The 12,511-nt window shown below is 63.2% G+C and carries 11 protein-coding genes; 10 read left to right on the top strand and 1 reads right to left on the bottom strand.

Features of this window, described 5'->3' with window-relative positions:
* Window positions 1-118: 118 nt before the first annotated feature.
* From prfB to Q8K99_09715, 9 genes are all read left to right on the top strand, one after another.
* On the top strand, window positions 119-1,246 hold the full coding sequence (prfB, locus tag Q8K99_09755; protein ID MDP2182833.1) for a peptide chain release factor 2: 1,128 nt from the start codon (window positions 119-121) through the stop codon (window positions 1,244-1,246).
* Complete coding sequence (locus Q8K99_09750; GenBank protein MDP2182832.1) at window positions 1,247-2,050, top strand: phosphatase; 804 nt, start codon at window positions 1,247-1,249, stop codon at window positions 2,048-2,050. It begins immediately after the preceding gene.
* Window positions 2,034-2,933 carry a YitT family protein gene (locus tag Q8K99_09745; protein MDP2182831.1) on the top strand — a complete coding sequence of 300 codons (900 nt, stop codon included), beginning with the start codon at window positions 2,034-2,036 and terminating at the stop codon, window positions 2,931-2,933. The genes Q8K99_09750 and Q8K99_09745 overlap by 17 nt, the downstream gene beginning before the upstream one ends.
* Before the next feature lie 3 nt (window positions 2,934-2,936).
* Window positions 2,937-3,791 (top strand): transketolase, encoded by an 855-nt coding sequence (locus Q8K99_09740; GenBank protein ID MDP2182830.1) that lies wholly within the window; start codon window positions 2,937-2,939, stop codon window positions 3,789-3,791.
* A complete protein-coding gene (locus Q8K99_09735) occupies window positions 3,784-4,719 on the top strand; it encodes a transketolase family protein (protein MDP2182829.1) in 936 nt (311 codons plus the stop codon). The genes Q8K99_09740 and Q8K99_09735 overlap by 8 nt, the downstream gene beginning before the upstream one ends.
* A gap of 363 nt (window positions 4,720-5,082) precedes the next feature.
* Complete coding sequence (locus Q8K99_09730) at window positions 5,083-7,005, top strand: cytochrome c3 family protein (GenBank protein MDP2182828.1); 1,923 nt, start codon at window positions 5,083-5,085, stop codon at window positions 7,003-7,005.
* A 163-nt stretch (window positions 7,006-7,168) separates the two neighbouring features.
* Window positions 7,169-7,855 (top strand): cell division ATP-binding protein FtsE, encoded by a 687-nt coding sequence (ftsE, locus tag Q8K99_09725; GenBank protein MDP2182827.1) that lies wholly within the window; start codon window positions 7,169-7,171, stop codon window positions 7,853-7,855.
* A complete protein-coding gene (gene ftsX, locus Q8K99_09720) occupies window positions 7,845-8,759 on the top strand; it encodes a permease-like cell division protein FtsX (protein ID MDP2182826.1) in 915 nt (304 codons plus the stop codon). Before ftsE ends, ftsX begins: the two co-directional genes overlap by 11 nt.
* Before the next feature lie 44 nt (window positions 8,760-8,803).
* Window positions 8,804-9,988: a S41 family peptidase gene (locus Q8K99_09715; protein MDP2182825.1), complete on the top strand. Its 1,185-nt coding sequence runs from the start codon at window positions 8,804-8,806 to the stop codon at window positions 9,986-9,988.
* A 12-nt stretch (window positions 9,989-10,000) separates the two neighbouring features.
* Here the strand turns inward: Q8K99_09715 and Q8K99_09710 are convergent, their stop codons facing one another.
* Entirely contained in the window at window positions 10,001-10,423 is a 423-nt protein-coding gene (locus Q8K99_09710; protein ID MDP2182824.1) for a hypothetical protein, read from the bottom strand.
* Window positions 10,424-10,542: 119 nt separating this feature from the next.
* Here Q8K99_09710 and rnr point away from each other — a divergent pair, with 119 nt between their 5' ends.
* The gene (rnr, locus tag Q8K99_09705) at window positions 10,543-12,483 is read left to right on the top strand and encodes a ribonuclease R (GenBank protein MDP2182823.1); all 1,941 of its coding nucleotides are present in this window, start codon (window positions 10,543-10,545) and stop codon (window positions 12,481-12,483) included.
* Window positions 12,484-12,511 lie beyond the last annotated feature (28 nt).

Genomic DNA, 12,511 nt, shown 5'->3' with positions numbered 1-12,511 from the left:
CGTGCGATAGATTTCAGTCTTCCACGTACCGAAGACCGATGCCGTGCGTGCTACAATCCGTATGCTCCACACCCCTTCAGTGCGAACCAGTACAACCACTATGAGCAGGGAAAACGTGATCCAAGACCGAACAGTAGACATCTCGGCACTGCGCGAGCGCGTGGTCGCCATGGAGGAGTATCTTCGCGTCGAGGAGAAGCGCCCCGAGATCGCGCGTCTCGAGGAGCAAGCCGCTGTGCCCGGCTTCTGGGATGATGCCCAGGCCGCGCAGGCGCTCATGTCGCAGCTCTCGGCCGTGCGCGAGGACGTCAAGGCGTACGACGAGATCTGCTCGGCGCTCGCGGACATCGAGGTCGCCAACGAGCTTGCGCTGGAGGGCGACGATGACATGGCTGCCGAGGTCGAGGCCACCTTCTCCGGACTGCGCAAACGCGTGGACACGCTGGAACTTGCGTCCTGGTTCGCCGGTGAGTTCGACGCTGGCGACGCCATCGTAACCGTCATTCCGGGCGCGGGCGGACTCGAGGCTCAGGACTGGGCCGAGATGCTCATGAAGATGCTGTTCAAGTACGCGGAGTCGAAGAAGTGGAAGGTCGACCTCCACGATGCACCCCAGGGTGTCGAGATCGGCATCGAGCGTGCTCTCTTCACGGTGCACGGACGGAACGCCTACGGCATGCTGCTGTCCGAGATGGGCGTACACCGGCTCGTTCGCATCAGCCCCACCGATGAGAAGAAGCGTCGGCACACGACGTTTGCCAAGGTCGATGTCTTGCCCGTGCTCCCGGACGAGATCGTGGTCGACATGAAGGAAGAAGATTTACGCATCGATGTCTACCGATCGAGCGGTCCCGGTGGTCAGTCTGTCAACACGACCGACTCCGCGGTCCGGATCACGCATGTCCCCACGAGCATCGTCGTGACCTGCCAGAACGAGAAGAGCCAGATCAAGAACCGCGATACCGCGATGAAGATCCTCAAGGCGCGGCTTTACGATCACGAGAAGGCGAAGCGAGAGGCCGAGCTCGACGAGCTGCGGGGAGAAAAACAGGACATCGCCTTCGGCAGCCAGATAAGGAGCTACGTCCTCTATCCGTACCAGATGGTCAAGGACCACCGCACGAGTGTTGAGACTGGAAACATCAGCGCGGTGCTTGAGGACGGCGATCTCGACGACTTCATCGTTGGGTATCACCGGTGGCGCGTCGGGCGGGAGCAGGCGGCGTCGGTTGGGAACGAGAGTTAGATGCTTCTGCGCGCAGACTTGCACACCCACACTGTTGCGTCGGGGCACGCGTACTCGACGGTCACCGAGCTTGCGTCGGCGGCGCGGGCACGCGGCCTCGAACTCATAGCCGTCACAGATCACGGGCCATCGGTACCGCAGGGTGCTCATCCTTGGCATTTCTGGAACCTGAAGGTCATTCCGAGCGTGCTCGACGGCGTTCGCATACTCAAGGGATGCGAGGCCAATCCCTCGCCCGACAGCGACAACGGCATCGACATCCCCGACATCGTGCTCGAAGCACTCGATTTCGTCGCGGTCGGCTTCCACCCGCTCACCGGCTTCGACGATCGGGACCGCGGTAGGAACACCGAGGCCCTGTTGCGCGTGCTAGCGCACCCGCTCGTCGACATGATCACGCACCCGGGCAACGAGCAGGAGTTCCCGCTCGATCTTGAGGCGGTTGTTGCCATGGCGGCCCGCCACAGAGTCATCATCGAGCTCAACGACCACAGCTTCGACAGCATGGGCGCGCGCAACGGTTCGGCCGATCGCGAGCGCGAATTCGCTGCTGCCGCGCGTGATGCGGGCGTCCCGATCGCCATCAACTCGGACGCTCACTATCACCTTCACGTCGGCCGCTTCGACGCTGCGATCCGCGTTGCCGAGGAGCTTGGCCTGACCGAGGACCGGATCGTCAACCGCGATGCGGCTACCGTCCTTGGCCATCTGAATGCGCGTCGAACGAGGCCGTACCTGGACGCTGGCGGCGTCTGGACGAGTGCGGTCGAGAACCGGGGGGTGAGTGATGGTACCAATCCTTAAGCGACTGCGTCCGGGCCTCGTGCTCAAGCACCGCCCGGTCCGAGACTACGCGTGGATGACTCTCGGCATCCTGATCACCGCATGGGGCCTCAACGCGTTTCTCATCCCGAACCGTCTCGCCGCCGGCGGTGTCTCCGGACTCGCCACGGTGTTCTACCACCTCGCCAAAGCGCAGGGGCTGAACCTTCCCGTCGGCATTCAGATGCTCGCGATGAACCTCGTCCTGCTCGCGGTCGCCATACGCGCGCGCGGGTGGCGCTACGCTGCCAAGACGATCTACGGCATGGTGGCGCTTTCGGTGGCCATCGATGTCCTCGCGCCCTTCACGCCACACCTCGCCGCCGGAGACAACCTGCTGGCGGCCCTCTACGGCGGTGCGCTTGCCGGTGTCGGCATGGGGATGGTGTTCAAGTCAGGCGGCAACACAGGCGGGACCGACATCATCGCGCAGCTTCTGTCGTCGAAGGTGCCGCTCGGCGTCGGCCAGCTCATGCTGCTCGTCGATGCGGGCGTGACAGTGGTAGCCGCGATCGTGTTCGGTCCGGAGCTCGCGCTCTACGGCGCGGTAGCGATCTTCGTGATGAGCAACGCGATCGATCTCGTGCTCGAGGGCCTGCGTGTCGAGAAGGCAGCGTTCATCATCTCGGAGCATTCCGATCGCATCGCTGAAGCGATCAACAACGACCTTGGCCGAGGAGCCACAGCCATCTCGGCGCGCGGAGTCTACTCGAATCAGCCGCGCGAGATGATCTTCACGGTGGTGTCGCGCACGGAGATCGACGGGCTGAAGGCGATCGTGCATGCGGTCGACCCGACGGCACTTCTGATAATCTCAGACGTTCACGAAGCGATCGGCGAGGGTTTCAAAGAGATGGGAGTGTGACACATGGCCGAAGTGCCCGATGTCAGTGAGATCGAGGGCATGGCGGCCCGCATGCGCCGCGACATAGTCGAGATGCTCGCGCAGGCGGGTTCCGGGCATCCCGGCGGCTCTCTGTCCGCAGCCGACATCGTCGCGACTCTGTACTTCGGTGTGATGCGTCATGACTCCGCACGACCGGATTGGACCGAGCGCGACCGGTTCGTGCTCTCGAAGGGTCACGCCGCCCCGGTGCTCTACGCCGCTCTCGCCGAGGCGGGCTATTTCGGCCGCGACCATCTGGCGACCTTGCGCCAGCTCGGTTCGATCTTGCAGGGTCACCCCGACAGCAAGAAGACGCCAGGCGTCGAGGTTTCGACCGGCTCGCTCGGTCAGGGGCTGTCCATCGCCAACGGCCTCGCCCTTGGGTTGCGCGCGAACGGCAACCCCGCTTGCGTGTACTGTCTCATCGGCGACGGTGAGATGCAGGAAGGGCAGGTCTGGGAGGCAGCGATGCTCGCTGCGCACTACCGCCTGGACAGCGTCATGGCCATCGTGGACCACAACGGGCTTCAGATCGACGGCGCCTGCGAGGACGTCATGTCGCTCGGCGATATCGAAGCCAAACTCGGCGCGTTCGGCTGGAACGTCATCGGCTGCGATGGGCATGACGTAGAGGCGCTGCTGGCCGCCTTCGCCGGGGCCGCGGCCACGTCGGGAGTGCCGTCGGCGATCGTCGCGCGGACCGTCAAGGGCCGGGGCGTTTCGTTCATGGAGAACAACGCGGACTGGCACGGCAAGTGTACGAACGAGGACCAGACCCGCTGCGCGCTCGACGAACTCGCGTGCGTGCTCGCCAAGGAGGATGCAGCCGATGTCTAAGCGGGCCACCAGAGAGGCATTCGGTAAGACGCTCGTCGAGCTGGCCAAGGAGGGCGTGGATGTCGTCGCCGTTGAAGCCGACCTTTCTAAGTCCACGACGACGGCTGTGTTTGCGGCGGCCTATCCCGACCGGTTCTTCAACGTCGGAGTCGCCGAGCAGAACATGATCGGCACGGCGGCCGGGCTCGCCGTTGCCGGCAAGGTCGCGTTCACCGGCTCCTTCGCGGTGTTTGCGACTGGCCGTGCGTACGACCAGGTTCGCAATACCGTGTGCTACTCCGGACTTGACGTGAAGCTTGCGCCGACCCACGCGGGGGTGACCGTTGGCCCCGACGGCGGGTCGCACCAGATGCTCGAGGACCTCGCGCTCATGCGCGTGCTGCCCGGAATGCGCGTGCTCGTGCCGGCCGACTTCAACGCGGCTCGTGCTGCGATTCGCGTCGCGGCGACCACCCCAGGGCCCTTCTACATCCGCCTTGGGCGTGCGGGCGTATCGGAAATCTACGCCGAGGACTTCAACTTCGAACTCGGCAAGGCGTACGTGCTGCGGGAGGGTAGCGACGTGACCCTTGCAGCATGCGGAGTGATGGTCGAGCAGGCGCTGCTCGCGGCGGACACTCTGGAGACTGCGGGCGTCTCGGCGGAGGTGATCGACGTCGCAACCATCAAGCCTCTCGATATGGAGACGCTGCTGTCCTCGGCACGTAGGACAGGCGCCGTCGTCACGTGCGAGGAGCATTCGATCATCGGCGGCTTGGGTTCGGCGGTCGCGGAGCTGCTCGGTGAGTCCGCTCCGGTTCCGTTGCGCCGCATCGGTGTCAGAGACGTGTTCGGGACCTCCGGCGACCCCGTAGCCCTCATGGCGCACTTTCGGCTGACCGCAGACGACATCGCAGCCGCCGCGCGGGAGATTGTCACGGTGACCTGACCGCGGTCCTGGCGAGTCGCGATCGTCATCGGCAACCCCTTGTTCGTCCTCGACAGGGCGCATCCTGTCATTCCCTGAGGTCGCTAACCACTTCGCATCTGCGGCAACCATTATCGTTCATTAGAAGGGGGCGAATCCGTCTCCTATGTGGTGTGCGCGAAAACGGTGGTTGAACTGGGACGCAAAGCGCTTCATGAGCGTCTTTATGGGAGTCGGGAGGGGCACGCTCGCATTGCGCCCCTGACTCTTGTTTGCGCTGCGCTCGCGTTTGCTGCCGTGGCATGGTCACCCTCGACCGCTACGGCAGCGCCCCCCGCCAACCCCCGCTTTGCGTACGCATCGGCGCCCAATACGAACGAGGTCATGATCAACTGGGAACCACTGGCGACCTTCACCGGCACGGAAGCACAGGTCAAGTACCACATCTATCGCGCGACTGCCGCGGTAGGTCCCTACTCTGAGATTGGTGTCTCGACTGGTCGGTACACGATTTCGTACATCGACAAGGGCACGGTTGCCGTGCCTCTGTGGTACAAGACCCGCTACTGGTACCGGATCGCTGCAGAAGACGCAGGCGGGTTGAACCTGACACCGCAGTACATGACCGGAACACCTACAGGCGTGACCGCTGAGGCACTCATGTCTCCCACGACCGGCCCGCCCATCGAACCGCGTGGACTCGAGGTCACCAGCACGGTCTCGGGCTCAACAGTGCAGAAAGTGACGTTGAGCTGGCTGGCGGTGACAGGACCGAACGTACTGCGCTATGACGTGTGGCGTTTGACGGAGAGTGGCAGTGACGGGACCTACATCGGCTCGACCGCGAACGGCACCACCACCACGTTTGACGACACAGTGTCAGGTCTCGAGGTCGAGCGCCACTACTGGTATCGCGTCGCCGCGGTGGCAAGCGACGGCACTGTCGGAGCGAAGAGCTTCGAGATTCACATTCAGCCGATGGCGAACACCGTCTTTGACCCCCCGCACTCAGGGGCATCGCCGACAGGAGACTCGTGCCTGCAATGCCACGACCCGCATGTCGCACCATCCCCTACGTATCTGCTGAACATCGAGGCTGGGAGCGAACAGGAGTTCTGCACCAGTTGCCACGACGGAACGGGATCGAGATACGACATCTGCTCGGACTTCGTGAACGCGTCCGTCAATTCGAGGCATCCCGTTGATTTTGGTGGGTGGATAGGCGGCGATCTCACCTGCACCGACTGTCACAACCCGCACGGCGACCCGTCGGTATCGGGGTCATACAAGCTCCTGTCGGCCTACGGCGAAGTCGACTCGATCGAGTACTGTCTCGTCTGCCACAATCCCTCCACCCCGGACGACTCGACCTACACCGAACGCACGAGGGACATGACGGCGTTCCGCAATTCGTCGCACAATGGTCCGGGCATCGCCGATCCGCCGTCCGGGACCGGCATCAAGTGCCGGACGTGCCACCTGCCGCACAGCTCGCCCAACGAGGATCTTCTCATGTACTCGGGGTACCGCGTGTGCCTCCCGTGTCACTCGAATGCGCCGGAGGGCGCGAGCCTTGGCTCACCGGACATCTACGCGCGCATGACTGCATCGAGCAGGCTCGACGCTCACCACGACATCCTCCGGCGCGACCAGATCCAACCAGGCGCCGGCGCGGTGTACTGCGAGAACTGCCACAACTCCCATGCCGCGTCCTCGGCAGCGCCCTGCATCAACCCGTACGACCCCGCACCGTGGAACCCCTACCCGAACACGGTTGCACCCGCGTTTGCGGCGATCACAAACCTGCCAAAGAACTCGTTCTGCTTCGAGTGTCACGACAACTCGCTGCCGAGTTCCATCGATACGACGCCCTGGGTCGATCCACCCGTGTGGAGCGATTCGGACAACAACGGGAACACGACAAGCGACCTGGCGAACATCACGTCGAACTGGGCGTCGCAGCGTCATGGCAAGGGATCCACGATCAACGAGAACGTGTGGCCGGATGTCACGACATTGTACGGGGCGAACCCCGAGATGCCGTGCAGCTCTTGCCACGAAGCGCACGGCGCGGTGAACCTGCATAATCTCCGGAGTGACATCGCGGGACGCACGGGGCTGATGGTCGTCAACATGCCCCAGGTGACAGGCGGCTCCGGCTACGACACCCGCTTCTGGTGCATGGGATGTCACAAGGATGCGAACGCGACGCACACCTCCGGGGGCAAGACCTGGGCGACCTTTCCCAAGGACTGCTCGCGTGGTGGCACATGCCACACTCATACGAATAGCGCTGGTCAGTTCTAGCCGCGGCAGCGTGCGCCTAGCAGCGCAGGGTTGTGGAGATTACGTGCCGGTTGCCGTAGCCTCCTCTTGCGCCCCACTCTTCCGGTGGGGTATTTGCTAAGATTGGCCATCGGGGTCTCGTACAGGCCCTCCGTGATGCCACCCGTAGAAAGCGATGCGCCACATGATCAGCATGCGCGGCGTTGAGAAACAGTACTCAGCCGACAAGCCTGCTCTTGCAGACATCGATGTTGAGATCGAACGAGGCGAATTCGTCTTCCTTGTCGGTCACTCCGGATCAGGCAAGTCGACCTTCATCAAGCTGTTGCTTAGGGAGATCATGCCCACGCGCGGGCAGATCGTCGTTGCCGACCAGGATCTCATTCGGCTCAAGAGATGGAAGATCCCGTACCTGCGGCGCAACATAGGCTGCGTGTTCCAGGACTTCAAGCTGCTTCCCAACAAGACGTCCTACGAGAACGTCGCATTCGCGCTTGAGGTCATCGGCAGGTCGAGGCACGTTATCCGCACGCAGGTCCCAGAAGTACTGCGTCTCGTCGGCCTCGAGGACAAGATGGAGAGCTATCCCGACGAGCTCTCGGGCGGGGAACAGCAGCGAGTTTCGATCGCGCGAGCGTTCGTCAACCGACCCCCGCTGCTTTTGGCCGATGAGCCGACAGGTAACCTCGACCCTGCCACGTCGCTCGGGATCATGAGTCTGCTCAACCGGATCAACAAGACCGGCACGACCGTGCTGGTAGCTACCCACGACCGCGAGATGGTCGATTCCATGCGCAAGCGCGTGATCGCCCTCGAGGGCGGTCGCGTCATTCGAGATCAGAACCGGGGAGTATACGGCTATGGCGACTAACGCAGGATACTTCCTCAGGGAGTCTGTTCAGAACTTCAAGCGCAACTGGGTCATGAGTCTCGGTGCCGTGATCACGATCTACCTGTCGCTTCTGCTGGTCGGCGTCTCGCTTGCGACCGGCTACATCGTCACCGACATCGTGCAATCCGTGGAAGACAAGGTGACCATCCAGATCTTCATCAAGGACGGTGCGGCAACCGAAGACGTGCAGACTCTCCAGCAGTGGCTCTCCTCGGACGAACTCGCCGAGGGCGTCAACTACACCACCAAAGAGGAAGCACTGGACAAGTTCAGGGAGCAGATGGCACAGAGCCCCGAGATCTTGGACCAGCTCGAGGAAAACCCGTTGCCGGCCTCCCTCGACGTGACACTCAAGGACCCTCGCGAGGTCGAGAGCATGGTCGCCAGAATCAAGGCCAACGGCTTGTTCGTGAAGGTCGCAGACAGGCCCGATGATCCGGAGGAGTCGCTGAAGTACGGACAGCAGGTCGTGAACAAGCTCTTCGCGTTCACCAATGTCATCCGTATCGTCGAGATCGTCTTCATCGCGATGCTCGCTGTCGTCAGCCTCATCTTCATCAACAACACCATCCGTCTGGCCATCTACGCGCGTCGCAAGGAGATAGGAATCATGCGACTCGTGGGTGCGTCGAACTGGTTCATCCGCACCCCCTTCCTAATGGAAGGCGTGATTCAGAGCCTCATCGGCGCGACGATGGCGATACTAACGGTACTCACATTGCAGGCGGCGATCATGCCCCGTTTGCGTGAGGCGCTGCCATTCCTGCCGGTCGACGTCACGGGCGGGACGATCGCTCAGATCTCTCTGATCCTTGTCGGTGCGGGAGTGCTCATCGGCCTGGCTGGCTCAGGTTTTGCACTTCGGAGGTATCTGAAAGTCTAGCGCCGCCCCACAACGCGCGACGCCGTCCAAGGAGTCTCACACCAATGAGCCGCATAATGCGTGTCGTCCTGTCGGTCGTGCTCGCGCTTGTCATCGCTACCTCCGCGTTCGCCGGCGGGGTGGTCTTTGACCGAGCGGTACCGACCTGGCCCGAGGTCTTTGGGGTGCAGCCGCAGCAGTCCTCACTTGGCGAGAAGATCGAAGAGGCCGAGCGGTTGCTTGACTTCGAAGCACTCGAGCCGTCCAGCGAGGAATCCAGGACCGCCGGCGCGATCTCGGGTCTGCTGGACTCTCTCGGCGACCCGTACGCGATGTACTTCAACCCCGACCATTTCCGCTACTTCAACGAGCAGACGGACGGCGAGTTCCACGGAATCGGCGTCACCATCGCCGAGCGCGACGGCGCCGTGTACGTGGTGTCGGTCATCAAAGGCACCCCGGCCGAGGAGGCCGGTGTCCAGCCCGATGACGAGATCGTCAGCATCGATGGTGTGACGCGTGCCGAGTGGGCAGTCGACGAGGTCGTGAAACGCATCCGTGGTCCCGAAGGCTCGACTGTGACAGTTGAGATGTACAGACCCGAGACGGATAAGAAGCTCACGTTCGACATCGTGCGCCAGAAGATCGCAATCCCTGATCTCATGACCCGCATGGAAGGCGACGTTGGATACCTGCGTCTCCTTGGCTTCAACATGCGTTCCGCCGAGGAGGTCCAGAAGGCGATCGAGGATCTCGAGAAGCAGGGCGCAAAGGGCTTCGTGCTCGACCTGCGCGACAACCCGGGTGGGCTCCTCCAGTCCGCAGTCGACATATCGTCGCTGTTCGTGAAGGACGGCGTGATCGTCCGCGTCGACGAGCGCAATCGTGCGGAAGTCGAGCATCGGGCGACCGGGGACATGACCACCGACAAGCCGCTAGTCGTGCTCGTCAACGGCAACTCGGCATCGGCGAGCGAGATCGTCGCCGGTGCCCTACAGGACTACGGCCGGGCGAAGCTCGTGGGCGAGAAGAGCTTCGGCAAGGGGAGTGTTCAGACCGTCGAGAGGCTGTCCTTCGGCGGTGGGGTGAAGTTCACCATCGCGCACTACCTCACGCCCAAGAAGCGTGTGATCGACAAGGTGGGCCTGTCGCCTGACATCGAAGTGAAGATGGAGGCGAAGAAGCAGGCCGATCCGAAAACTGACACACAACTGAGGAAGGCCCTTGAGATCGTTGCGAGCGAGTTCTAGCGCGGACCTGAGTCAGTCCTCGTCGTCCTCGTCGTCCATGATGACGAAAGACGCGAGGTCGAACGGTGACTCTTCGAGCAAACGCAGCTGTCCGCGTGCCACGATGGCGTTCTCTGCGTCGGCGTCTGAGCGCAAGGTGAGCGTCGTGCCATCTCCGAACAGCCGCATCACCGCGACGTCGCCCTCGACGCAGAAATCGAGATAGCGGAAGCTCGCGACGTTCAGGAAGAGACACCCGTTCACGGCGAGAGTCGCGGAGTCTCCGTCAGCCATCAGCTTGACGAGAGTTGCGCTCCCCTCGGCGACGGTCTGTCCGTCGATCTCATACTCGTAGTCGAGCGCCTCAAGTGTTTCGAGGGCGCGAATCATGTCGCGGGGATTCGTCAGCGTACCGTTCCCGATGAGGCATGGTGCAAGTGGTCGGTTGTGATCCATACAAAACTCCCGGTTCGGTGGACGCTTGTGGGGTGTTTCGATAGTACCACCCGTTGCTCCTGCCCGCGCGGGCCATCTTGCGGTAGTCTCGCACTGGATGACTTGCGAAGGGGGAGCACGTGGGCCGACGAGACAAGCACCTCAAGAAGGCACGCCAGAGTGGGTTGGTCGTTGGCCGCATAACCATGAATCGCAAGGGCTACGGGTTCGTGGAGGCGCCCGAGGGCGACGTGTACATCGCTTCCCGGGACGTGCGTGGAGCGATGCACCGCGACATCGTCAGCGTCCGGACGCAGGCCGGGCACGGCCGCATGGGACGATCGGGCGTTGTCGTGAAGGTCGTCGAGCGCTCCAACGAGACCCTTGTGGGCCGCTTCGAGCTTTCCGGTCGCATCGGCGTGGTCGTTCCCACCGACGCACGGATCCGGCATGACGTGTTCGTGGCGTCGCAGGACAAGGGCGGTGCCAGGACCGGCGACATCGTGGTGGTGCGGCTCACCGCGTATCCGTCGCGGTCCCAGTCTGCTCAGGGGGTCGTCGAGGAGGTCCTTGGCCAGGAAGGTACTCCGGGGCTCGAGATCGAGATCATCATCCGGCAGCATGGCCTGCGGACCGAGTTCCCGCCCGAGGTGGCCGAGGAGGCCGCCGCCGCGCGTCTCGATGTCGAAGCGGCGCTTGCCGAGTCGCTTCGGGAGGACGTCCGCGACTGGTTCACGATCACGATCGACCCGGTGGACGCGCGCGACTTCGACGACGCCATCACCATCGAGCGCATCGAGGGCGGAACGCGACTCGGCGTGCATATCGCCGATGTCAGTCACTACGTGCCGTGGGACTCGTGGCTCGACCGCGAGGCGCGCAAGCGGGCCACGTCGGTCTACCTCGTCGATCGGGTCCTCCCGATGCTGCCCGAGGAGCTCTCCAACAACATCTGCTCGCTCAATCCCGGCGAGGACCGCGTGTCGTTCTCGGTCGTCATGGATCTCGACCGGCACGGCGCGGTGCGGTCGTATCGGCTCTTCCCCTCGGTCATGCGCTCCAATCGGCGCTTCAACTACGACGAGGTTCGCAGCTGGCTCGAGGGCGAAGCACCGTTCCCGGATGCGGAGAGCGAGCCGGTGCTGCGTGAGTTCGCCCGCGTCGCTGGTCTCATCGGTGAGCGTCGGGTCGCGCGCGGAGGACTCGACTTCGAGACGGTCGAGGCGAAGGTCAAGCTCGCCGAGGACAACATCACACCCGTAGAGGTCATACTGCGCAAGCGGACCCAGGCCACGAACATGATCGAAGAGGCCATGATTCTCGCAAACGAGACGGTGGCGCGTCACATGGCCGGCGCCGGCGCCCCCATGGTCTTCCGCACCCACGAGGATCCCGACCCCGACGCGCTCGCGCAGGTCGCGGTCATCCTCAAGGAGTTCGACTACCCCATCCAGGACGTGCACGGCGCATCGCCGCAGACCTTCCAGAAGATCATCGCATTCTCGCAAGGCCGCCCCGAGGCTCTGCTCATCAACTCGCTCATGCTGCGGGCGCTCCAGCGCGCGCGATACGTCGACTACCTGGCGCCGCACTTTGGCCTCGCGAGCCAGGCGTACACGCACTTCACAAGCCCGATCCGCCGCTACCCGGACCTGATCGTGCACCGTCTCCTGCGCGCGCAGCTCACTGCCGCGCTCGATGACGAGCCGACAGCCTCGATGGCCGAGGAGCTCGAGTGGCTCACGGATCACTGCTCTCAGATGGAACGGGAGGCTGAGTCCGCCGAGGACGAGTCGGTTCGCGTGAAGCTCACGCAGCTCATGGGCGAGCACCTCGGCGAGGTCTTCGAGGGCATCATCACCGGCGCGCAGTCCTTCGGCCTGTTCATCCAGCTCGACAACACCGCCGAGGGTCTTGTACACGTCCAGGCGATGACCGACGACTACTACCGACTCGATGCGGAGCACTTCATGCTCATCGGAGAGGACCACAGGCGCACCTACCGTTTGGGACAGCGCGTGCAGGTGCGCATCCTCAACGTGAGCGTCGCCGAAGGGCGCATCGACATGGAACTCGCGTAGGCACCGGTCGGCTGCCGATGTCGGATTC

The sequence above is a fragment of the Actinomycetota bacterium genome, from assembly GCA_030682655.1.
GTDB lineage: Bacteria > Actinomycetota > Coriobacteriia > Anaerosomatales > JAUXNU01 > JAUXNU01.
The sequence above is the reverse complement of the archived record's forward strand: the minus strand, read 5'-3'. Positions and strand labels throughout refer to the sequence as shown.

Excerpts from the sequence above, each read along its gene's own strand:
- Q8K99_09735 (MDP2182829.1), top strand. The coding sequence starts at position 3,784 with ATGTCTAAGCGGGCCACCAGAGAGGCATTCGGTAAGACGCTCGTCGAG.
- ftsE (MDP2182827.1), top strand. The coding sequence starts at position 7,169 with ATGATCAGCATGCGCGGCGTTGAGAAACAGTACTCAGCCGACAAGCCT.
- Q8K99_09740 (MDP2182830.1), top strand. The coding sequence starts at position 2,937 with ATGGCCGAAGTGCCCGATGTCAGTGAGATCGAGGGCATGGCGGCCCGC.
- Q8K99_09710 (MDP2182824.1), bottom strand. The coding sequence starts at position 10,423 with ATGGATCACAACCGACCACTTGCACCATGCCTCATCGGGAACGGTACG.
- Q8K99_09715 (MDP2182825.1), top strand. The coding sequence starts at position 8,804 with ATGAGCCGCATAATGCGTGTCGTCCTGTCGGTCGTGCTCGCGCTTGTC.
- Q8K99_09750 (MDP2182832.1), top strand. The coding sequence starts at position 1,247 with ATGCTTCTGCGCGCAGACTTGCACACCCACACTGTTGCGTCGGGGCAC.
- Q8K99_09730 (MDP2182828.1), top strand. The coding sequence starts at position 5,083 with ATGATCAACTGGGAACCACTGGCGACCTTCACCGGCACGGAAGCACAG.
- Q8K99_09745 (MDP2182831.1), top strand. The coding sequence starts at position 2,034 with ATGGTACCAATCCTTAAGCGACTGCGTCCGGGCCTCGTGCTCAAGCAC.
- ftsX (MDP2182826.1), top strand. The coding sequence starts at position 7,845 with ATGGCGACTAACGCAGGATACTTCCTCAGGGAGTCTGTTCAGAACTTC.